Consider the following 22,524-nt stretch of genomic DNA (forward strand, 5'->3'; position numbering starts at 1 on the left):
ATGCAAGTGTTTTTTGAGATTTTTTTGTATTTATTTTTATACAATTTTGTATTGACAAATATCAGAGGGTTAGTGTACTATATGGCTAGTGCAGTGATACAGCCATATGATAATTTCAAGATTTACAATATGCTGCCGGAAAGGAGGCAATATTTGGAATTTAAGAATAATATTCCAATTTACTATCAAGTTGTTACAGATATAAAGAATATGATAGTTAGTGGGATGATAAAGCCGGGAGATAAACTTCCGTCCTCAAGAGAACTGGCATTGAGGTATAGGATAAATCCCAATACTGCGGCAAGGGTTTACAGTGAGCTTGAACATGAAGGGATTACAGAAACCCAGAGAGGTATAGGTACTTTTGTTAAATATGATCCATATATCGTTCAGAAGATTGGAAATGATCAGGTGAATCGAATAGTTGCAGAATTTATAGTATCTATCAGAAATATGGGTTACAACAATGAAGAAATTAAACAGATGATCAGCAATTATCTGGAAAATGAAAAACGATGATAAACATCAAATATAAAATCTCATAGTATTAAGGACAAGGAGTTAAAATATGATTAGATGTGAACAAGTAGGGAAAAAATATAAGTCCAAGTGGGCGCTAAACAACTTCAACTTTGAATTCATTCCGGGACATATATATGCATTACTTGGTCCAAACGGAAGTGGTAAATCCACACTTATGAAAAGTGTAGCCGGACTTGTTAAACCGAATTCAGGAACTATATATTTCGAAAATGAGCCGCTTAATTATACACACAAAGCTCAGATTGCGTATATGCCGACTGAAGCATATTTTTATAATTATATGACAGCCATGCAGGCTGCAAAATATTATCAGGATTTTTTCACCGATTTCAATATTGATAAATTCTTATACGTAATGAATATTATGAATCTTAATCCTGAACAGAAGATTAAAGAGTATTCATCCGGTATGATGGCTAAATTCAAGGTTGCACTTAATATTTCCAGAAACCCGAAAGTTCTTATGCTTGACGAGCCGCTTAACGGTATCGATATGATAGCCAGAGAAGAGGTTCTCAACAATATCGTTATGGGCATTAACAGAGATACTGTTGTTATGATTTCGAGTCACCTTATCGACGAACTGGAAAAGGTTGCTGATTATGCGCTTTTCATAAGAGAAGGAAGCCTTGCGGTTTGCGGTGAGATTGAGATGTTCAGAGAGCAGTATGGTAAATCTATGGAAGACATCTATAGAGAAGTATATGCAGGACTTGCTTATTAAGGGGGGACGGAATTATGATGGGCAAATTAATAAAATACGAAATAATTAAAAGCAAACTTGTTTTCTTCGTTATAGGAGCAATACTCGGCGTTACTGAAATATTTTACATACTGGGACTTACGACGGATGATACTGAAATGGTAGGACTTTCAGCCGGATTCCTTGTAATTGGTTTTTATTGCGGATTGCTTGCTATAGTCATTCTTGGATTGACAAATTATGCAAAAGATTTAAATGAAAAATGCGGTTATATGTGTTTTATGACACCGGTTTCATCTTATAAGATTATATATTCAAAATTTGTAGTTGCATTAATTGAATCATTTACAGCAGTAGCAATTTTCATTACTTTAGGTCTGATAGATGTCAGTTTAGCGTCAGCTAAATATGATAAGGATTTTAATTTATTAAAATCTATTGCTAAATATATGGGGGTTGGAGTTGAAAGAGTTGCATCTGATTTCTTTGGAATAGTTCTCTTATCTGTTTTCAGATTCTTGATATTATATTCTGTTGTATTTTTCGCTTCATCTGTGGCTGCAGCTTCAGCTAATTCAAAGGGTGGCAATAAATTCATTACATTCTTTATAGCTCTTGCGTTATATATTGTATTCATATTGATTGAAGAAATGTTACCTACAATTAGCGTTTCATCATATTCAGTTATGAGTAGGGTTTTAAGAGATCTTCCTACGATAATTTTTGAATCACTGATGTCGATCGGGCTCTTTACATTATGTGGAAAGATAATAGATGAACAAATAAGTTTATAATACAGTATAAATACAAATGATGAACAAATATGTATCAAAAATACTCAAATATATATAACAAGAATAGTATATCAAAAATACTCAAATATATATAAACAGAACAGTATATAAAAAATACAGACAAGACTGTGAATCACAGTTTTGTCTGTATTATTTGATTTATAAAGTTTTTTTCAAAGCCGTCCTTTTGGTCTGACTTTTCGATGATATCATCAACAGGGATGTCCACGAGGATATATCGTTCGGTATGACCACGGAAGAATCTCTTGCCGTTTTTACTTATCATTTCTTCTACAAGAACATTTACCGTTTCACCTTTAAATTGTTTCTCGTATGAAGACTGATTGATATTTCCGAGACGTATCATTTTCTCGCTTCGTTCAGCTTTTACAGGTTCAGGTACCTGGTCGGGCATTTTGTCAGCCACGGTTCCTTTACGTCTTGAGAATTTGAATACATGAGTTTCGTATAATTTTAATTCAGCAAGATTATCTAAGGTTGTATTGAAATCTTCCTCTGTTTCTCCGGCGAATCCTGCAATGAGGTCGGCTGTGAGAGCAGGGCGGTCAAAGTTATCACGAAGAAGCTTAACTTTGTCTTTGACTATCTGAACGGTGTAATGTCTATTCATTCTCTTTAGTGTATTGTCGCAAACGCTTTGAAGAGAAAGATGGAAATGAGGACAGAACCTCTCATCGGATTTCATGATTTCGATAAACCTTTCTGTGATTATACGAGGTTCAAGTGAACCGAGACGAATACGGTCTACTTTTTTGACATTCTGTGAAACCATATGAAGCATTTCACAGAAATCAGTACCGTCATCGTTGTATGAAGAAATATCGATACCTGTAAGAACTATCTCGCGGACACCATTATCTGCGAGAGTATTCATTTCATTTATAATATCATTAACCTTTTTGCTTCTTATGCGTCCTCTGACATAAGGAATAATGCAGTAAGTGCAGAAGAGGTTACAGCCGTCCTGAATTTTAATATATGCGCGGGATGTGTTGGAAGGAGCGGATACTTTGAGATTTTCATAGGTGTCATCATGATTGATATCAATGACATTATCTTTAACATCTTTTCCTTCAAAATACTCTGTGAGTATCCTTACAATATCGATCTTACGGTTATTTCCGATAACGATATCAACGGCTTCATCGGCCAGGAGCTTGTCGGCTGCTGCCTGGACATAGCATCCGGTAGCAACTACGACCGCGTCTTTATTATGACGTTTCATCTTATGAAGCATCTGTCTTGACTTCTGGTCGGCAATATTTGTTACGGAGCAGGTATTGACTATGCAAATATCTGCAGAACTCTTTTCATCGGCATCATTTTCGGAAACCGGAGAAGCTGATTCATCTTGTGAACTGTTTTTCTCGGCTTTACTTATGTTGATACAGCCTGCCGAAAGAAGGTCTTCCTGCATGGCATCGGATTCATATTTGTTAACTTTACAACCCAGTGTAATGATGCTGAATTTTTTGCCTTTTAATATATTTGACATACCTGTTACTCCTGATATTACTCTAAATACTAAATTTGGTATTGCGTGTGATAAAAATCGCAAGATTTATGTGCTGAAACGCTTTATTTCTCGTTATTTTTATTGACAAACAATAACGCAACTTTTATTATATTAACATAAAGAATTTTCGTAGTAAAATACAAATGGGAGGATTTACGAATATGAAGGCAGTAAAAGTATCACTTAATTCCATTGACAAGGTAAAATCTTTTGTAAATGACATCAGTGGTTATACATCGGCTGAGTTCGATCTTGTATCGGGAAGATATGTAATTGATGCAAAATCCATCATGGGTATATTCAGTCTTGATATTTCAAAACCTATAGATCTCAATATCTATGCTGATGACAATATGGATGAGATCATCGAAACGATCAAACCATATTTGGCTGATTAATATAGATATATTTCAAAAGCATAATCATTAGTGATTATGTTTTTGTATGTATATATGTGCTTTAAGGCAGTGGCGAATTATTTGACTTAAAGCATTCGTTCGGGCGGTAACCAAAATGGTTAGTGAAGAATAAAATGTAGAAAGGTAAGGGGTCATTATGAAAAATTGTCCGGTTTGTGGAGCAGTATTAAATGACAATGACAAGTTCTGTGCTACATGCGGAGCTAAGCAGGAAGTAGTACAGGAAGCGCAGAGCGCAGTGAATCAGACAGCACAGGGAGTACAGAATACAGTTGAACAGGCAGCTCAGCCTATTCAGGAAGCAGCAGAGAATGTTGCAGAGACAGTGAATGATGCAGTTAAGGAAGTTTCTGATGGAGCACCTGAGGCTGTTGAAGGATTAGCAGATAAGGTTGAGGAAGCAGTTGATAATTCGGCTGATTCAGCAACAGAAGCATTAAGCACACCTGCTAAGGCCGCTGAAACAGTTAATGAAGCTGTAAATTCTACAAATCAGTTCCAGAACAAAGTTCAGGAAAATGCTAACCAGTTTGGTAATAATGTTGCAAATCAGTTCGGAAATAATGTTCAGGAAGGTGCCAATAACTTCCAGCAGGGAGTTCAGAATCCTGTAAATCAGTTTGCAAATAATGTACAGAATGGTGCAAACCAGTTCGGTAACAATTTCCAGCAGGGAGCACAGAACGGTGCAAACCAGTTCGGAAATAACTTCCAGCAGGGAGCACAGAACGGTGCAAACCAGTTCGGAAATAACTTCCAGCAGGGAGTACAGAATGCAGCAAATCCGTTTGCAAATAATGCACAGGGCGGTGCAAACCAGTTCGGTAATAACTTCCAGCAGGGAGCACAGAGACCTGTAAATCAGTTTGCAAATAACGCACAGGCTGGTGCAAATCAGTTCGGTAACAACTTCCAGCAGGGAGCACAGAGACCTGTAAATCAGTTTGCAAATAATGCACAGGCTGGTGCAAATCAGTTCGGTAACAACTTCCAGCAGGGAGTACAGAGACCTGCAAATCAGTATATGCAGGGCGGCCAGGGCGCTAATCAGTTCCAGCAGGCAGGTGTAGTTGGTGCAGCAATGCAGCAGAATGCATATGGTAATCAGGGCGGATTCGGAAATGATGGATTTTCATCATTTGACGGAGGTAATGTTTATTCAACACCTGCAATACCTACTAAATCAGGAAATGGTAAGAAGATTGGTATCATCATTGCATGTATAGTTCTTCTTGCGGGACTGGGTGTTGGTGCATATTTCCTCTTCTTTAGAAGTGGAGGACAGGGTTCACCTGAAGCAGTAGCTGAAAAGTTTGTACAGTCAATTATTGATGGTGATAAGAGCGGAATCAAAGAATGTCTTCCAAAGGAAGTACAGAGTGTAATGGATCAGGAAATCGCACAGCTTGATACAGCTCTTGAGCAGATGAAGACATTCAAGAATATGGGTGTTGAATTCGAAAAGGTTAAAGCCGGATCTAAGAGAAAAGTTACAGGCGATGAACTTGATGATATCAAGAGTAAGTATTCAATGCTTGATATTTCAGATGTATATGAAGTTGATGTTCCTTTAACAGTTTCATTTATGGGTGAATCACAGAGCTCAACATTTGTATGTACAACTGCTAAGATTAATGGAAGTTGGTATATCATCGACTTCTCTGAGTAATATTTCTTTGGAGGAATTTTAATGAGTAAATGTATTAATTGTGGTAATGAACTTCCGCAGGGCGAAAAGATATGTAGTCTTTGCGGAACAGCTCAGCCAAATGCTACTTCAAAGTATAATCTTGTTGGAGAGCAGACTACAGGCGATGCAGGAAATAGTGATTTACCAGCAGGTTTTTACGATAGAACTAAAGCGCCGGGTCATCCGATTGACCAGCCACCTATGTACGGTAATGACGGTATGAATGGTGGAATGAACACCGGAATGGGCGGTATGAATGCCGGAATGGGTGGAATGAATGCCGGAATGGGCGGTATGAACCCTGGAATGAATAATGGCATGAACGGTGGACAGAGTTATCCACCTGCTTATGGAAGTCAGGGCGGATATGTTGAACCACCTAGAGTTCAGAACAAGAACGGTGCATTAGTTGCGATTCTTCTCGTTCTTTTCTGTGCAATCGGTGTTGGTGCATTTTTCATTTTAAATAATTTCATGTCATCTCCAAAAGGAGTTGCAAAGAAATTCGTTGCAGCATTTGAAGAACTTGATGTTGATGCTTTAGCAGAACTTTTCCCTCCGGAACTTTCTCCTGAAGATGAAGTAGCTGCTATCAGAACACAGTTCGATACATATAAATCATATGGTGCAAAGATGAAATTCAACAACGTTAAATATGATGTTGGATCACCATATTCTAAGTCGATGATCAGAAAAGTTGAGCAGCAGCTTAAAGCTAGTGGCTATAGCTGTGACGGGAAGTTCGACACAATGAAAGAGGTTACGATTTCTGCTACTTTACATGTTGAGGCATCCGGCGAGTCTCAGGATCAGAAGATCAAATGGATACTTGTATGCGGTAAGTATAAAGGTAAGTGGAAAATTATCGGAATGCAATTATAAATATTTATATTGGGTAGGCCTGCCGCTGGTAGGCCTATTCGTATATTGACACATTAGTAGGATGTTATTGATGCTACACTTTGTGTCGGAAACTTCAATGGAAAATGGAAGATAATCGGCGTTAAATAATATGCTTGATAAAGAAATGAGAGAACCGCTGTTTGATTATCTTGATGAACATTTTGGTAAGATAAGGATTATAGAAGAGAAAAATATTCTTAAATCCAGAGCTGATGTTCTCGGGATAGTAAAGGGAGCCATTATCGGTTTTGAGATCAAATCAGACAGTGATACATATGTGAGATTAAATACACAAGTTAAAGATTATGACAGATTTTGTGATTATGCTTACCTTGTCATAGGAAAAAGTCATTTGCTTCATGCCGGTGAACACGTGCCGGAGCATTGGGGAATAATATGCATTTCGGATGAGGTGAAAATGATCCGTGAAGCAAAACTTTGTCCAAAGGTAAAGTTTACAGATCAGCTTGGACTTTTGTGGCGAAACGAGTTGACTGAAATACTTCTAAATAATCACTTTCCGAAATATACATCTAAGAATAAGAAAGAGATAGTTAAGTTTCTTATTGAAAAGGTTGATAATGACCTTCTGCGAGAGCAGATGACGGACTGTCTCTTTGAAAGAGATTACAATATATTTGACGGTGCCAAGAAGACCGTCAAAAAGAAGAGTTCTTCAGGGAAGAGAAGAAAACGTCCACCTAAACCGGTGGGTGTTACTCATGTTATCATGGGCAGAAAAAGGAGAAGAAAGAAATGATATGCAAATATTGCGGCTTTTTAATTAAAGATGGTAGTAAGTTTTGCATTAATTGTAACAATCCGGTAGAACCGGAAGAGATAAAAAAGCCGGAAACTGATGCATCAGATAATGTGATTTCTAACCCGGTATCCGAGGACGGAAATGCATCAACCGGGAAAGCAATCAAAAATGATCCAAGTAAATCTTCGGATATAAAGGAAAATGGATCAAACAAAAAGAAAGAAGTCATATCCTCATTTAAAAACGCGGAAGTCAGTGTGGAAGTTGAAGAAAATGAATCGGTTGTAGATGTTGAATTTGTTGAGATTCCTGAGGGTGAGTCTGCTGCGAAAGCAGATCTTCCGAGCGCTGATGTTAAAAGCAAATACAAGCTGACAGTAGCGGATATGCTGACCATAATAATAGGTATAGTTCTTGTTATTTCTCTTGTTATCGGCGGCGTTATTTACCTTGTAAAAAGGAGTAACAAGAAGGCTGCTGAAAGAAAGTATTACGGCGTAGAAGAGATAAACGGACTGTTCAATGGCATCAATGAGAGAGAGTCGGCCATTTGTTATGAATATATAAATGGTTCAAACAGCAATGCAATCTATGACATGATTGATGATAGAGTTAAAGCTTTCAAAGGTTATGAAGACTTTAAAGTGGACAATATCAAAGTCATAAGTAAGGAAAGACTTAAGGGAGATTTCCTTACGTCCATGGAAATAAAAACAGCTTTAGATCTCGATAAAGTTTATCTGTGCGAAGTTTCATTTGATTATATCGGTGATGATATGGTAATGCCGGGAACGGCAACCATCAGAACAGGAAAATCAAATGGTAAATGGTGGATAATCAGTATCAAGTTTAATGATGTTATAAGCGGTGCCGGCGACTTTATAGATGCATACAACAAACTGGATGCAGAGAAAGTGATAGATTCATTTGTACAGGGAGTTTATTCCGAGAAAGAAGCCAAAATCCTTAAAAAGGCCTATGACAAATATGCCTTTGACAGTTTCGGACTGAAGAATATTTCATATAAATGTTATAAAGTAAGCGGGGATAAACTCAGTGAAGCAGAAGAAGAGTTTGAGGATAAGTCATTAAAATTTGATTCCGCTGTAGGATTTAATGTTGAAACAACCATAGGTAATCAACCTGCAGGCTCAGAAAAACAAAAATTCGATCTTATGATGGTATTTGATGACGGTAAATGGAAAGTCATTAAATTTGATTATAATGATTAACGGTTTAATAATTTCAGAGTGCTGTCAAGAAAAAATACTTGACAGCGCTTTCTTTATTGTGTAGACTAACAAAGTACTTGTTGAGAGTGAATCATTATGTATGGTGAATTTTATGGAGAAAATTGTTCGTCAGACATTATTATTTGATTTTTATGGAGAACTCCTGACGGAGCATCAGAAAAGTGTATATAGTGATGTTATTTCGGAAGATCTTTCTTATTCGGAGATAGCGGAAAGTTACAATATTTCAAGGCAGGGAGTATTTGACCTGATTAAAAGATGCGACCGCATACTTGAAGGATATGAGGAGAAGCTTCACCTTCTTGATAAGTTTGAAAGAGCAAGAAACAGTATGGAAGATATAAGGAATATCGTTCGTACTATCAAAGATAAAAATGAAGATCCTTCCCTGGGAAGGTTGATCGACAATCTTGAGAATACTGCAGAAGAAGTATTTTCGGAATTTTAATCGGAGGTTGGATAATGGCATTTGACAGTTTGAGTGAAAAACTTCAAAACGTTTTCAAGAAACTCAAAAGCAAAGGTGTTCTTACCGAGGATGATGTCAAAGAGGCAATGAAAGAAGTCAAGAGAGCACTTCTTGAGGCCGATGTTAATTTTAAGGTTGTTAAGAATTTTATAAAGACAGTTACTGAAAAGGCTGTCGGTGAAGAAGTTATGAAGGGACTCAATCCCGGACAGATGGTTATCAAGATTGTTCGTGATGAGATGACATCCCTCATGGGAAGCGAAGTTTCCGAGATCAAGCTTCTTCCTTCGAATGAAGTTACCATTATCATGATGTGTGGTCTTCAGGGTGCCGGTAAGACAACTACTGTTGCAAAGCTTGCAGGTCAGTATAAGAATAAAGGACGTAAACCTCTTCTTGTTGCCTGCGACGTATATAGACCGGCTGCTATTAAACAGCTCGAAATTAACGGTGAAAAAGTTGGAGTTCCTGTATTTTCTATGGGAACAGCCAATAAACCTAGAGACATTGTTAAGGCAGCACTTTCGCATGCGCAGAAAAATGATATTAATCTCATGTTTATAGATACTGCTGGTCGTCTTCACATTGATGAAGGCATGATGCAGGAACTTCAGGAGATCAAAGAAACTGTTCCTGTAAATTACACAATACTTACAGTTGACTCAATGACAGGTCAGGACAGTGTAAATGTTGCTACAACATTCAATGATCAGATAGGGATTGACGGTGTTATCCTTACCAAGCTTGACGGTGATACAAGAGGTGGTGCAGCGCTTTCAATCAAGGCGGTTACAGGCAAACCTATACTTTATGCAGGTATGGGAGAGAAGCTTACGGATCTTGAACTTTTCTATCCGGAGCGTATGGCGAGCCGTATCCTTGGAATGGGCGATGTAGAAAGCCTTATCGAAAAAGCTCAGGAAGCTATCGATGAAGAGCAGGCCAGAAAGGTTGAGGAGAAAATCAGAAAGGCAACATTTGACTTTAACGATTTCCTTGATCAGCTTGATCAGATGAACAAAATGGGTGGTTTATCATCACTCATAGGAATGCTTCCGGGTATGGGCAAGCTTAAAAATGTTGAGATTGATGAAAATGCAATGAATAAACCTAAGGCTATCATTTATTCGATGACGATGGAAGAAAGGACTAATCCGGATATTCTCAATGTCAGCAGAAAGAATCGTATTGCCAAAGGTGCAGGTGTTGATATAGCTGAAGTTAACAGATTCATCAAACAGTTCGAGGAATCTCGAAAGATGATGAAACAGATGTCCGGAATTATGGGCAAGAAGAAAAAAAGAGGAATGCTTCCTTTTGGATTCTAGGAAGTATATATTTTTTAAGTAATTATCCGGTACACGGATATGTATCAAGATAACGAACTTACAAAGGGTAAGTTTAGATAATATTTTTATTTTTTTAGGAGGTCATTAAAAATGGCAGTTAAGATCAGATTAAGAAGAATTGGTTACAAGAAGCATCCATATTACAGAGTTATCGTTGCAGATTCTAGATCACCTAGAGACGGAAGCTGTATCGATGAAATCGGTACATATGATCCAAATAAGCAGCCAAGCGAGATCAATATCGATGCAGAAGCTGCAAAGAAGTGGCTTGGTAATGGTGCACAGCCTACTGAGACTGTTTCAAAACTTTTCAAGGTGGCAGGTATTGAGAAATAATCCGGAGGTTATTTGTTAATGAAAGAATTAGTCGAAATCATTGCAAAGTCTCTTGTTGATTCACCTGAAATGGTTGTAGTTACAGAAACTACAGATGCAGACACCATAACAATTGAGCTTAAGGTTGCTCCTGAAGATATGGGCAAAGTCATAGGAAAACAGGGTCGTATAGCTAAGTCTATCAGAACTGTTGTAAAGGCAGCTGCTTCAAAGGGTGACAAGAAGGTTATTGTAGACATCAAATAGAATCATTGCATAATATGTATAAGCCCGGGATTCTTCCCGGGCTTTATTTAAAAAATGTTTTGGTGATAGGAGTAATATGATAGATAAATTTAGAGTTGGCGTGATAACAAAGACGCATGGTATTAAAGGGGAAGTAAGTGTATTCCCTACGACTGATGATAATGACAGATTTGAATATCTTGAAAAATGCTATATTAAAACAGGAAATAAATATACGGAAGTAAAAGTTTCCGGATGCAAATATTTTAAGAATACAGTTATACTTAAATTCGAAGGGCTTGATAAGATTGAAGATGTGGAGAAATATATCAGATCTGAAATCTACGTAGACAGAGACGATGCCCTTGCGCTTGAAGATGGTGAATACTATCTTGCGGATCTTATCGGGCTTGATGTATATGAAGAAAATGGCAATAAGCTTGGTAAGATCAAGGATTATCTTGAGACACCTGTTCAGATCGTTTATATAATCGAACAGGAAGAGGAAGGTAAGAAAGATATCATGATTCCTGATGTTCCGGAATTCATTAAGGACATCAATTTAGAAGAAAATAAGATGACAGTAAAACTTTTGAAAGGAATGATATGATGAGATTTCAGATACTGACTTTATTTCCGGAAATGATGCAGAATATATTTTCATCAAGTGTTACCGGAAAGGCAATGGAAAAGGGGATAGTATCTCTTGAAGCTATAAATATCAGAGATTTTGCTGACAATAAATATAAACATATAGATGATTATATCTATGGTGGCGGTTCGGGTATGCTTATGCAGCCGGGACCTGTTTTTGATTCATTTGAAAAGGCGCTTTCCAATTGTGAAATGACTTATGAGGATTACGAAAAAGCACTCAGCGATCCTGAACTTAAGAAGCCCAGGGTTCTTTATACAACGCCTCAGGGCAGAACTTTTGATCAGAAATTTGCTATGGAGCTTTCAAAAGAAGAAAATATAATAATCCTTTGTGGACATTATGAAGGTATAGATGAAAGGGCTATCGAGCTTATAAAGCCGGAAGAAGTTTCTATCGGTGATTTCGTATTGACAGGAGGAGAGCTTCCTGCGGCAGTTATAATGGACAGTGTCACAAGACTTATACCGGGTGCTCTTGGTAAGGATGACAGTGCGCTCTACGAAACATTTTATGACGACCTTCTTGAATATCCTCAGTATACAAGACCGGAAGAGTATAAGGGAATGAAGGTTCCGCCTGTTTTACTTTCGGGCCATCATAAAAATATAGCCGAGTGGCGACTTGAAGAGTCCATCAAAAGGACTAAGGAAAAAAGACCTGACCTGTATGAGAAATACATGGCTAACCATCCTGTGGTTGAAAAAAAGAAGAAAAAGAAGATATGATAATTCTGTGAATCGGTTCACAGGGGTGTTTTTATGATGTATAATTAACACAATTATCGTTATTTAGAATCTTTTTAGTACCGGAGGTAATAAAAGTTGAGTGATATTAAGATCATGGTTGTTGATGATGAGCTTCGAATGAGAAAGCTTGTTAAGGATTATCTTGTAAAGAATCAATATATAGTAATTGAGGCTGCAGATGGTGAAGAAGCATATAATACTTTCGTGAAGACCAAGGATATTTCACTCATTGTTATGGATATCATGATGCCTAAGATGGATGGTTATGAAGCATGTTCGGAAATCAGAAAGATTTCTGACGTTCCTATAATTCTTCTTACGGCTAAGTCTGACGAAAAGGACGAATTAAAAGGTTTTGAGCTTGGTATTGATGAATATATCACAAAACCTTTCAGCCCGAAGATTCTTGTGGCCAGGATAGAGGCAATTCTCAGAAGAACCACAAGTGAAGAAAGTCAGTTCCTTGAAGCAGGAGGTATTCAGCTGGATATTTCTGCACATAAGGTACTTATAAATGGAAAAGATATCGAACTGTCATTCAAGGAGTTCGAACTTCTTGAATACTTTATGACTAATCAGGGCGTCGCATTATCGAGAGAGAAAATCCTCAATAATGTATGGAATTATGACTATTTCGGTGATGCCAGAACTATTGATACACATGTTAAAAAATTAAGAGCTAAGCTCGGAGAAAAGGGCAGCTATATCAAGACTATATGGGCCCTTGGATATAAATTTGAGATTTAAATGAGGCATTATAATGGCAAATGATGTTAATAAGCGTATGAATATAAAAGACTCGTTGAGATTCAAGATTTCGGTCATAGTTGTTGTGATCACTCTTGCATCACTTCTTCTCGGTATATTTGTAAGCCGTTATGTCATTGAAAGCTTCTTTAAAAAACAGACTAAAGCAGGCCTTGTTGATACATATAATTATTGTAATCAGCTTTTCAAAGAGGCGGATATATATAATTACAGTGTTGATGAGATTCAGAACAAGCTTAAAGATCTTTATAATGACGGATCAAGCTTCCCGGATATGCTTATCTTTATAGTGGATAAGCCGACGATGACTATATTTTATTCGGTTTTCCTGGATGATAATTCTGCAAATGAGATTAAGGGTATCATTAAAAATTATGATTTCAGCAAGATCCAAAATAAAAAATATGTAATAAAAACGTCGGACGATAATGAGCTGAGTTTCACCAAAAAAGGCGAGTTCATGTATCTTATTGGTATGCTTGATGATGGAAATATCATTATCATCAAAAGACCGCTTGTAAGAACCACAAGGCTTTATAGATATGTAAGTAAGCTCTTCCTTATTGCGTTTTCTGCACTTATACTAATCGAACTTATTATAGTAATTTTCGTTTCTACAGTATTCATTAAGCCGATTATCAAAATGTCATATATCGCTAAGAGAATGTCAAATCTTGATTTTGATGCAAAGATTGAAGTTGGATCAAATGATGAGATAGGTATTCTCGGCAACAGTATGAATGAGCTTTCTGTTAAGCTTGAGAAAACCATTTCAGAGCTTAAGACAGCCAATACAAAACTTAGAGATGATATTGAGGATAAGATTCAGATAGATGATATGAGAAAGGAATTCCTGTCTCATGTTTCTCATGAATTAAAAACTCCGATAGCTCTTATTCAGGGATATGCGGAAGGACTTAAGGATAATGTATCAGATGATCCGGAAAGCCGCGAATTCTACTGCGATGTAATCATAGATGAAGCAGGTAAGATGAATAAACTTGTTATGCGACTCATGAATCTTAATGAGCTCGAGTTTGGTGAAAATAATATTTCTATCCAAAGATTCGATATTACAGAGCTTATCGTGGGTATTGTTAAATCTTCAAATATCATGATCGAGCAGTCACAGGCAAAGGTTATTTTTGATGAAGATATGATCGTCACTGTTTGGGCTGATGAATTCATGATCGAGGAAGTAATAACAAATTATCTTACAAATGCTATTCATTATGTAACACCGGGAGGAAATATCAGGATCTGGTACGATCTTGATAATGAAAAGAACAAGATCAGAGTCAGTGTTTATAACGACGGTGATAATATCAGTGATGAAGCAATCGGTAAGGTATTCATCAAGTTCTATAAGGAGGATGCTGCAAGAACCAGAGAATACGGCGGTTCCGGCATAGGTCTTTCTATCGTTGAAACTATTATGAAGAAACATAACAATGATTATGGAGTTTATAATGTGGACGGCGGTGTTGTATTCTACTTCGAACTTGATGTTGAAAATATCGAATATATCACCAAGAAGCAGAAGAAAGAACTGAAAAAAGAAGAGAAAAAAGAGATAAAAGAAATCAAAAAAGAAGAAAAGAAAGAGATCAAAGAAATCAAAAAGGAAGAGAAGAAAGAAATCAAAGAGATTAAGAAAGAAGAAAAGAAAGAGAATAAGGAAAACAAAAAAAATAAAGAAAATAAAGGTACCGGACAGTAGCACACGGTCTTTATTTGCTGGTGGGTTATTTTGATTCGGTTTAAGTTTTTAATATTGACATTTTTTGGGGTTAAAAGTATCATAACACTTGAGAAGAAACTATATAGGAGGGGCATATGAGAACAGATTTTTATGTTGAGTATTTTGGAAAACAGGTTTACAAAGATGAGCTTGTAGATATAGCAAAGAAAATCTGGCTCGATAAAGGGAATAAGGAGTCTGATCTGAAGACTCTTGATCTTTATCTTAAACCGGAAGATAATGCTGTATATTATGTATTTAATAATTCTGAGAATGGTTCATTTATTGTAGACAAAGACCAGAATGACTTCTAAATTGTTAATATGATCATTGATCGGCGAGGGAGACGGTATATCAGTTGGTATACCGTTTTCTTCATTTAAATCAATTGCATAAATCCTGTAATTATAGTATGATGACTAATGTCCGTAAATGCTGTATTTATAAGGATTTACGGGCTGTTAATTGTTGTTAACTATTTGTATTTTTATATTATAAGAGGACTTGATATGGTAGCGATTATAGATTATGATGCGGGAAATATTAAAAGCGTTGAAAAAGCTATTCTCTATCTCGGAGAAGAGTTTGTAATGACACGTGATGAAGATGTGATCATGAATGCTGACAGAGTAATACTTCCGGGTGTTGGAGCTTACGGAGATGCTATGAAGAAACTTGAAGAGTACGATCTTGTAAGAGTGATCAAAGCATATGTTAAGACGGGAAAGCCTTTCCTTGGTATATGTCTCGGGCTTCAGCTTATGTTTGATTCCAGTGAAGAAACTCCGGGAGTTAAAGGACTTGGCCTTCTGCCGGGAACAATAACCAAGATTCCTGATGATGGCGAGATCAAGGTTCCTCAGATTGGATGGAATTCTATTAGCGTTAATCCAACATCAAAACTTTTTAAAGGTATTAAAGATGGTTCTTATGTTTATTTTGTCCATTCTTATTATCTTACTTGTAAAAATAAAGAAGATGTTGCTGCAAAGACATTTTACGGTACTGAGATACATGCAGCTGTTGAACATGACAATATATTTGCATGTCAGTTTCATCCTGAGAAGAGTGGAGAAGTCGGTTTACGTATTATAAAGAATTTTATGGAGATATAATATGCTTACAAAAAGAATCATACCTTGTCTGGATGTTAAAGACGGACGAGTTGTTAAAGGAGTAAATTTTGTGGATCTCAGAGATGCGGGAGATCCTGTTGAATGCGGCATTGCTTATGATAAAGCCGGAGCGGATGAGCTTGTATTTCTTGATATTACAGCTTCATCGGACAGAAGAAATATTGTTGCCGACATGGTTAGAAAAGTTGCTGAAACAGTATTTATACCATTCACAGTTGGTGGAGGTATAAGAAGTGTTGAGGATTTCAGAGCTATTCTAAGAGAAGGTGCGGATAAGATTGCTGTTAATTCTGCAGCTATCGATGATCCTTATCTTATCAGCAGAGCAGCTGACAAATTCGGAAGTCAGTGCGTCGTTGTTGCTATAGATGCGAGAAGACGAAGAGTCGGTAAAGCTGCTGATCCGTCACTTTCTTATTCGGAAAGCATTAAGATAAATGATGAGTGGCAGCCAAAGGATGGCTGGACTATTTATAAAAATGGCGGTCGTCTTGATATGAATATTGATGCTATCGAATGGGCGAAGCGTTGTGAAGAACTTGGTGCAGGAGAAATCCTTCTCACAAGTATGGACGCTGACGGTACAAAGGCCGGTTATGATAATGAACTTACAAGAATGGTAGCTGAAAATGTCGGAATTCCTGTTATTGCATCCGGTGGTGCGGGAACCAAAGAACATTTCTATGATACACTTACATACGGAAAGGCAGATGCGGCTCTTGCTGCTTCACTTTTCCATTTTAAAGAACTTGAGATAAAAGAGGTAAAGGAATATCTTGCGGCAAAGGATGTTCCTGTTAGATTGTAAAATGATCCATATAGAAGATAAGAAAATAAAAGTAAATGAATATTTAGATTTAAGAAGCAGAGTCGGTTGGAAGAAACTGACTAAGGTTCAGGCGGAACTTTCGATAGAAAATGCGCTTTTTATGGTTGCGGCTTATGATGATGATATGCTTATCGGAATGGGCAGAATCGTTGGTGATGGTGCGGTTATATGCTATATCCAGGACCTTATAGTCGTTCCCGAATATCACGGAAAAGGTATTGGCTCCATGATGATCAACAGGCTTCGTGAATATGTTATCAGCCTTAAAGAATCTCCTGATCAGGAGATAATGTTTGGTCTTATGTGCGCTAAAGGACGTGAGAAATTCTATATCAAAAATGGATTCACAGCCAGACCTACTGAGAAGTTGGGTCCGGGAATGATCGATTATCTGTAAATTTACGAGAATTTTTATGATCGATAATAAGCATTTAAAATGTTTGGTGGTATGCGTTTATAAACGATCGATAATTATTTATAAATGATTGGTAATTATTTATAAACGATTGGTAATAGGGATTTATAAGGGGATATATATGAATGAATTAAGATATAAGATTAAGTATAATCTTGTTCCTACAATGACAGTGGTATTTATGGCTATAAATATCATTGTTTTTGTTGTTGAAAGTTTCTTTTTCGGGGATTCGGAAAGTTATTTCACTGCTATGAAATTCGGCGCATATTATTATCCTAAGTTTGAGGACGGCCAGTGGTATAGACTTTTTACAAGTTGTTTTGTCCACTTTGGATTTGAACATCTTTTCAGTAACATGCTTGGTCTTTTTGCAATGGGAATGTATGTTGAAAAATATTTTGGCAAATTAAAATTCACAATATTTTATATTTTATCAGGGCTTGGCGGAAGCCTTATGATTTTATTTTTTGATCTTAATGCCAGAGGTCCGCAGGATTATGTACTTGGTGCGGGGGCATCAGGTTCTATATTCGGACTTGTTGGTATTTTCATAGTATTTGCTTTATCTGAAGAGACAAAAGATGAATTTCCTCTTCCAAGAGTTTTGTTTGGAATAATTTTGATGTTCATTCCATCATTCATGGATAAGAGGATAAGTCTTAAGGCTCATGCAGGAGGATTTATTGTTGGGTTGATTCTTGGTATGATCTTTATGTATATCGAAAGGATAAAGAGAGAGAAGAGACGTAGATACTAATCTGGCATTGGGAAAGTTAAAAGTATTTTATTTATAAGGAGTAATTATCGAATGCAAAAAAACGAAATTTGGGAAATTTTGGGTATAGCTCCAACAGATGACGTTGAGCTTATTAAAGAAGCATACAGATCAAAACTTTTAAATACTAATCCTGAAGATGATCAGGAAGGATTTATGAGACTTAAAGAAGCTTTTGACGAAGCTGTAAGATCTGTTAATGAAGGGGAAGAAGAGGAACAGGAACAGCCTTATGCTGAAATTATAGAAAAGGTAGATAGTATCTATCAGGATATTGACAAGAGAGTTGATATCCAAAATTGGAACGAACTTTTTTCTGATGAGATCTTTTCAGAGCTCGATCAGCAGGACGATATCAGAAATGCATTTCTTGGATATGTGATGGATCATTGTTTATTTCCGTCAAATATATTTAAGAAGTTCGATGAAGTTTTCTCGATAACAGCAGATCAAGAGGCTTTATCAGAAAAGTTTCCTCCTGCATATATTTTATTTCTGATCAATAATATTAAAGCTGATGATGGCGTGATTTTCTCCGAGAAGATACTTAAAGGGAGAAATGAATGCGATAAGGAAGCGGAAGAAGTAAAGATTGAATCAGATTATGAGCTTGAAACAAATGATAATTTTGAGTATGAGATAGATAATTATATCTCTGAAGTAAAGAAACTGACAAATTACTATAGAAGGATTGATGATGAGAGTCTCGCTGAAGAGAAAGAGCAAAGAGAGGAATTGATCGATGCCCTCGGAAGTGAAATTCTTTATTTGCGTTCAATGAATTATTATCATCCGGCTGAAGTAATAGCTGTGACCAGATATCTTTATTACAAAGAAAGATATGATGAATGCTTTAATATCCTCAAAAAGAAGTTTGACGAGATAGTTAATAAGGGCGTTAAGCATTCGGATTATTTTGTAAGTCATATTATATTTATGTATCTTCGATTCATGATCCTTGATATTCACAAGGATATGAATATAAGTATTTCCGATGAAGAATTAAATAAATGTGATGAGCTTATTTCTAAAAAACTTGATGAGAAATTCAATGAAGAGACACATCCGGCGCGTGGACTTATCTTATATCTCCAGGGGGATAAGAAGAAAGCTTCGGATTATCTTTCATATTCATGTAATTATATCAGGGATAATAATTCTTATAATTTAATCCTTAAACAGATAGACAGAGAAAGAATCGCAGAACTTGAAGAGCAGTATGATAATAAAACTATCAGCAACCGTTCTTTGATCAGTCTTGCATGGTTATATTTGAGAAATGATGAAAGAGACAAAGCTGAAAATATTTTAGGTGAGATTAAAGACGGTGATCCTGAATCAATCTTTGAATATGATTATCTTATCGGCTGGTTTAATATGACAGGACAGGATAATGAGAATTCTTTACCTCATCTTATTAAATGGAATCAGATCCTTGTAGATAAATACGGCCTTGAGAAGCCGGAAGATATAAATAAATACACAATCGAAGAGATTAGAGATATTCAGAGGATTCCTTACAGTTTTTATCTCATTTCATATTTATATGCAATGATTGAGGATACTGAAAGTGCCAAGGAAAATTGCAAAAAGGCATTAAAGAATGCTCATCCTAAGGATTTCTACGAATATGCGAGATTGTATCATGCAATCTTAAATGAAAGAGAAGAATTTGAGGAATTATTTGATTTCTGGTCAAGTGAAGTAGACAGAGTCGATAATTATGATTATAGCTTAATGGCTCGTGGCTTCAGACAGTTTGCTGCTTATAAGATATTCAATGCAAGAACTATCATAGATGATTATTACTATCTTAGAGAAGCTGATCCAACTTATATTGACTCATATTTATATGCTCAGGAAGTTTATCTTGCATATAATGATTCAAAGGGAATGGAAGAAAGTTTTGAATATCTTGAGCATTATAATATTGATGACATTCGTATAGATCTTAATAAGGCGAGATATTATAAGCAGATCAAGAATATTGAAGAAGCAATTCCTTTATTTGAAAAAGTCGAAGATGCGATTAATAACGGATATGATGGTATAAGTGAGATACATAAATTTTATATTGCATATGTTTATGCACTTATGGACCTTGAAGGCATGAATAAACCTGATGTCGATAAGGAAGAGCTCGTTAAGAGAATTAAGAATCTTGTTGAAAGAGCAAAACAGGATTGCGAAGAAAATATAAATATTCATTGGATCGAAGTGGATTACTGCGAGAAATATGAAGACAAGGCCGATGGTGCATATGCAAGTCTTCATGAAGCATTTCCTAATTATGCGAAGGGATATGTTGAATTTGGTAAATATCTGAATAAAAACGATCGTGAAGATGAGGCTATAGCTGAATTTGAAAAGGCTTTAGAGATTGATCCGGATAATCTTGACGGTCTTTATTGGCTTGCAAGATTATATAATAACTATCTCTATATTGATAAAGAGATGAATGAATATAATGACAAAGCTGAGGCTCTTTCCTTAAGACTCAATGAATTGGAGAAAGAAGAATATAATGCACTTCAGCTCGTGCTTATCTATTATGACGGAATGAAGTATGATAAAGGTCTTGAATTTGCCGATAAAGCTGTTGTCGATTTCCCTGAGGCACCATTTATACATAATGCCAGGGGAATTATATGCATGAATATGGATAATTACGAAGAAGCTGAGAAGAGTTTGAAGAAAGCTATCGAAGTATTTAATAATCCAAATGCTCGTAGATTTGTGGCATACAGTAACCTTGCAAAGCTTTATTCTATTCAGAGAAGATTTAAAGAAGCTGCTGATATTTACAAGGAATATATTGATAGATTCAATATTGATGAAGAATATTATTATGATAGTTTAGCTGACTATTATGATGATGCCAATATGTTTGATGAAGCTATAGAATGCAGAGAAAAAGCTTTTATATGCGGACTTCGTGAGATTACAGGTACAGATGTATCTGAAAGTGATGTAAGTGTTATCAAGGCTATAAATGATAATCCTGATATACCTGTATATAGATTTGCTGATATTCTTGAGACTGAAAGAAAATATGCATCGTCATTCTTATTTAAAAATGATTATGATAAGCTTACAGAGATAGAAAAAGATTTCGATGCTTATACCGAGAAAGCAGGACTTTTTAAATCGGTTGATGAGAATGCTAAAGAAAATATAAAGAGTTTAAGAAACGCTTTGTGGGAGATAGGTTATTATTATCTTTTCACAAAAAAAGATCCGGAAAAGTGCATAAAGTATTTCGAGCAGTTCCTTAAAGTATTTATGTGCGAGGAAAATAAAGATAAAGAATTCTACGATAAGCTTTTCAGAACAAATGAGATACTTGCCAGAAATTATACTGTTATACATGACGTGGATAATGCGAAGAAGTATTCTGAAAATGCGCTTAAAACTATAGAAAAACAGTATGGTTCTGTTGAGAAATATCTTGATTTCACAAGATTAACTCCATTTAGATTATGTGCTGTTTCAGGTATTTATTTCTACATGGGCAAACGTGATGAATTCAGGAAATATTTAGACATGATCGATCTGGCTCCGAGATGTCATCACTGTCCACATTCATCATGTATAGATAAGAATGATAAACTGGCTTTAGTTGCGGAATTAGACGGTGACTATGAGAAGGCTCTTGAACTTTTTAGAAACGGAAATGAACTTGGAGGCAACGATACCGAGAGAGCAACCGGAATTCGTGAGTGTCTGAGAGTTTTGGGCTAGTTTATGAAAGAGAAAAACAATAAAGAAAATGTATTTTTCAGATATGATAAACAAAGAATAAAATATGACCTTTATGATGGGATTTTACATTTTTTTCTTCCTCTTTTTATGATCGGAATAATACCTTTATTTATTAGACCTTTATCTGTTCGACTTGGATATAAGAATTACGATACCATTAGCGGACTCTTGGAAGGATTATTCGAAGCGTTGATATGGTCCGGTGCGATAGTGGCTATATATTTTATAAGAGGTCATCTTCAGAAGAAGAAAATATTCAGAGAATACGATGACGCAAAGGAACTTATATGTTATAAAAATCTGATCATTATATCATTGATAGTTATAAGTATGATTGCGCTTATGAGTTTTCAGGTTGGATTCAAGGTCAAACTTTTTTATGATTTTGGTGAGAAGCTTACAGGATTTGATTTCTTCAACAGAGGTGGAGAATTAGTCGGCAGGATCGCAAGGTGTGCATTCATACCTTGCGTATGCCGTGGTGCAAATCTTATTTCCGGAATTTTCAAGAATAAATATTTAAGGATATTTATTTACTTCAGTATGATATTCCTGTATGGCTTGTTTGATGTGCTTTATTTTAATGTTGGATTTACTTTGACATATCTTTTGTTCTATATATGTTTTGGTGTGATTTATATTCTCACAAGAAAAAATCTGCATAAAACAGGCTTTCTTGCTACAATCATATACATTTTTTAATGGAG

24 protein-coding genes are annotated in these 22,524 nt (G+C 36.1%); 23 read left to right on the forward strand and 1 reads right to left on the reverse strand.

Features of this window, described 5'->3' with window-relative positions; translation table 11 throughout:
• Nucleotides 1-153 precede the first annotated feature (153 nt).
• The 3 genes from B5D25_RS04600 to B5D25_RS04610 are packed head-to-tail and all read left to right on the forward strand — an operon-like array spanning nucleotide 154 to nucleotide 2,040.
• Nucleotides 154-519 carry a GntR family transcriptional regulator gene (locus B5D25_RS04600; RefSeq protein WP_159444082.1) on the forward strand — a complete coding sequence of 122 codons (366 nt, stop codon included), beginning with the start codon at nucleotides 154-156 and terminating at the stop codon, nucleotides 517-519.
• 49 nt (nucleotides 520-568) lie between these two features.
• Nucleotides 569-1,267: an ABC transporter ATP-binding protein gene (locus tag B5D25_RS04605; protein WP_078786782.1), complete on the forward strand. Its 699-nt coding sequence runs from the start codon at nucleotides 569-571 to the stop codon at nucleotides 1,265-1,267.
• Nucleotides 1,268-1,281: 14 nt separating this feature from the next.
• Entirely contained in the window at nucleotides 1,282-2,040 is a 759-nt protein-coding gene (locus B5D25_RS04610) for a hypothetical protein (RefSeq protein WP_078786783.1), read from the forward strand.
• Nucleotides 2,041-2,173: 133 nt separating this feature from the next.
• Here B5D25_RS04610 and mtaB read toward each other — a convergent pair whose 3' ends face one another.
• Nucleotides 2,174-3,556, reverse strand: coding sequence for a tRNA (N(6)-L-threonylcarbamoyladenosine(37)-C(2))-methylthiotransferase MtaB (mtaB, locus tag B5D25_RS04615; protein ID WP_078786784.1), 1,383 nt, complete (start codon nucleotides 3,554-3,556; stop codon nucleotides 2,174-2,176).
• A gap of 182 nt (nucleotides 3,557-3,738) precedes the next feature.
• Here mtaB and B5D25_RS04620 point away from each other — a divergent pair, with 182 nt between their 5' ends.
• From B5D25_RS04620 to B5D25_RS04715, 20 genes are all read left to right on the forward strand, one after another.
• Nucleotides 3,739-3,975, forward strand: a complete 237-nt coding sequence (locus B5D25_RS04620) for an HPr family phosphocarrier protein (RefSeq protein WP_078786785.1) — start codon at nucleotides 3,739-3,741, stop codon at nucleotides 3,973-3,975.
• Nucleotides 3,976-4,132: 157 nt separating this feature from the next.
• The gene (locus tag B5D25_RS04625) at nucleotides 4,133-5,665 is read left to right on the forward strand and encodes a hypothetical protein (RefSeq protein ID WP_078786786.1); all 1,533 of its coding nucleotides are present in this window, start codon (nucleotides 4,133-4,135) and stop codon (nucleotides 5,663-5,665) included.
• A gap of 21 nt (nucleotides 5,666-5,686) precedes the next feature.
• Nucleotides 5,687-6,568: a zinc ribbon domain-containing protein gene (locus tag B5D25_RS04630; protein ID WP_078786787.1), complete on the forward strand. Its 882-nt coding sequence runs from the start codon at nucleotides 5,687-5,689 to the stop codon at nucleotides 6,566-6,568.
• Nucleotides 6,569-6,698: 130 nt separating this feature from the next.
• Nucleotides 6,699-7,349, forward strand: a complete 651-nt coding sequence (locus tag B5D25_RS04635; RefSeq protein ID WP_143000639.1) for a sce7726 family protein — start codon at nucleotides 6,699-6,701, stop codon at nucleotides 7,347-7,349.
• Nucleotides 7,346-8,584: a zinc ribbon domain-containing protein gene (locus B5D25_RS04640; protein WP_078786788.1), complete on the forward strand. Its 1,239-nt coding sequence runs from the start codon at nucleotides 7,346-7,348 to the stop codon at nucleotides 8,582-8,584. Before B5D25_RS04635 ends, B5D25_RS04640 begins: the two co-directional genes overlap by 4 nt.
• A gap of 112 nt (nucleotides 8,585-8,696) precedes the next feature.
• Nucleotides 8,697-9,053, forward strand: coding sequence for a YlxM family DNA-binding protein (gene ylxM / locus B5D25_RS04645; protein ID WP_078786789.1), 357 nt, complete (start codon nucleotides 8,697-8,699; stop codon nucleotides 9,051-9,053).
• Between the two features lie 14 nt (nucleotides 9,054-9,067).
• Complete coding sequence (gene ffh, locus B5D25_RS04650) at nucleotides 9,068-10,402, forward strand: signal recognition particle protein (protein WP_078786790.1); 1,335 nt, start codon at nucleotides 9,068-9,070, stop codon at nucleotides 10,400-10,402.
• A 111-nt stretch (nucleotides 10,403-10,513) separates the two neighbouring features.
• Entirely contained in the window at nucleotides 10,514-10,759 is a 246-nt protein-coding gene (rpsP, locus tag B5D25_RS04655) for a 30S ribosomal protein S16 (RefSeq protein ID WP_078786791.1), read from the forward strand.
• Between the two features lie 18 nt (nucleotides 10,760-10,777).
• Nucleotides 10,778-11,005 carry a KH domain-containing protein gene (locus tag B5D25_RS04660; RefSeq protein ID WP_078786792.1) on the forward strand — a complete coding sequence of 76 codons (228 nt, stop codon included), beginning with the start codon at nucleotides 10,778-10,780 and terminating at the stop codon, nucleotides 11,003-11,005.
• Between the two features lie 76 nt (nucleotides 11,006-11,081).
• Nucleotides 11,082-11,594: a ribosome maturation factor RimM gene (gene rimM, locus B5D25_RS04665; RefSeq protein ID WP_078786793.1), complete on the forward strand. Its 513-nt coding sequence runs from the start codon at nucleotides 11,082-11,084 to the stop codon at nucleotides 11,592-11,594.
• Nucleotides 11,591-12,367, forward strand: coding sequence for a tRNA (guanosine(37)-N1)-methyltransferase TrmD (trmD, locus tag B5D25_RS04670; RefSeq protein ID WP_341465071.1), 777 nt, complete (start codon nucleotides 11,591-11,593; stop codon nucleotides 12,365-12,367). The genes rimM and trmD overlap by 4 nt, the downstream gene beginning before the upstream one ends.
• Nucleotides 12,368-12,463: 96 nt before the next feature.
• Nucleotides 12,464-13,135, forward strand: a complete 672-nt coding sequence (locus tag B5D25_RS04675; protein ID WP_090168442.1) for a response regulator transcription factor — start codon at nucleotides 12,464-12,466, stop codon at nucleotides 13,133-13,135.
• Nucleotides 13,136-13,148: 13 nt separating this feature from the next.
• Nucleotides 13,149-14,876: a sensor histidine kinase gene (locus B5D25_RS04680; protein WP_078786794.1), complete on the forward strand. Its 1,728-nt coding sequence runs from the start codon at nucleotides 13,149-13,151 to the stop codon at nucleotides 14,874-14,876.
• A gap of 116 nt (nucleotides 14,877-14,992) precedes the next feature.
• Nucleotides 14,993-15,211: a DUF6465 family protein gene (locus B5D25_RS04685; protein WP_078786795.1), complete on the forward strand. Its 219-nt coding sequence runs from the start codon at nucleotides 14,993-14,995 to the stop codon at nucleotides 15,209-15,211.
• Between the two features lie 195 nt (nucleotides 15,212-15,406).
• The gene (gene hisH, locus B5D25_RS04690; protein ID WP_078786796.1) at nucleotides 15,407-16,012 is read left to right on the forward strand and encodes an imidazole glycerol phosphate synthase subunit HisH; all 606 of its coding nucleotides are present in this window, start codon (nucleotides 15,407-15,409) and stop codon (nucleotides 16,010-16,012) included.
• Nucleotide 16,013: 1 nt separating this feature from the next.
• Nucleotides 16,014-16,841 carry an imidazole glycerol phosphate synthase subunit HisF gene (gene hisF, locus B5D25_RS04695; RefSeq protein WP_078786797.1) on the forward strand — a complete coding sequence of 276 codons (828 nt, stop codon included), beginning with the start codon at nucleotides 16,014-16,016 and terminating at the stop codon, nucleotides 16,839-16,841.
• 1 nt (nucleotide 16,842) lies between these two features.
• Nucleotides 16,843-17,259, forward strand: a complete 417-nt coding sequence (locus B5D25_RS04700) for a GNAT family N-acetyltransferase (protein WP_078786966.1) — start codon at nucleotides 16,843-16,845, stop codon at nucleotides 17,257-17,259.
• A gap of 139 nt (nucleotides 17,260-17,398) precedes the next feature.
• The gene (locus B5D25_RS04705) at nucleotides 17,399-18,037 is read left to right on the forward strand and encodes a rhomboid family intramembrane serine protease (protein ID WP_078786798.1); all 639 of its coding nucleotides are present in this window, start codon (nucleotides 17,399-17,401) and stop codon (nucleotides 18,035-18,037) included.
• 51 nt (nucleotides 18,038-18,088) lie between these two features.
• Nucleotides 18,089-21,796 (forward strand): J domain-containing protein, encoded by a 3,708-nt coding sequence (locus B5D25_RS04710; protein ID WP_078786799.1) that lies wholly within the window; start codon nucleotides 18,089-18,091, stop codon nucleotides 21,794-21,796.
• Nucleotides 21,797-21,799: 3 nt separating this feature from the next.
• Entirely contained in the window at nucleotides 21,800-22,519 is a 720-nt protein-coding gene (locus tag B5D25_RS04715; RefSeq protein ID WP_078786800.1) for a hypothetical protein, read from the forward strand.
• The last annotated feature ends 5 nt before the right edge of the window (nucleotides 22,520-22,524 follow it).

This window comes from Eubacterium ruminantium (assembly GCF_900167085.1).
Classification (GTDB): domain Bacteria; phylum Bacillota; class Clostridia; order Lachnospirales; family Lachnospiraceae; genus Eubacterium_Q; species Eubacterium_Q ruminantium.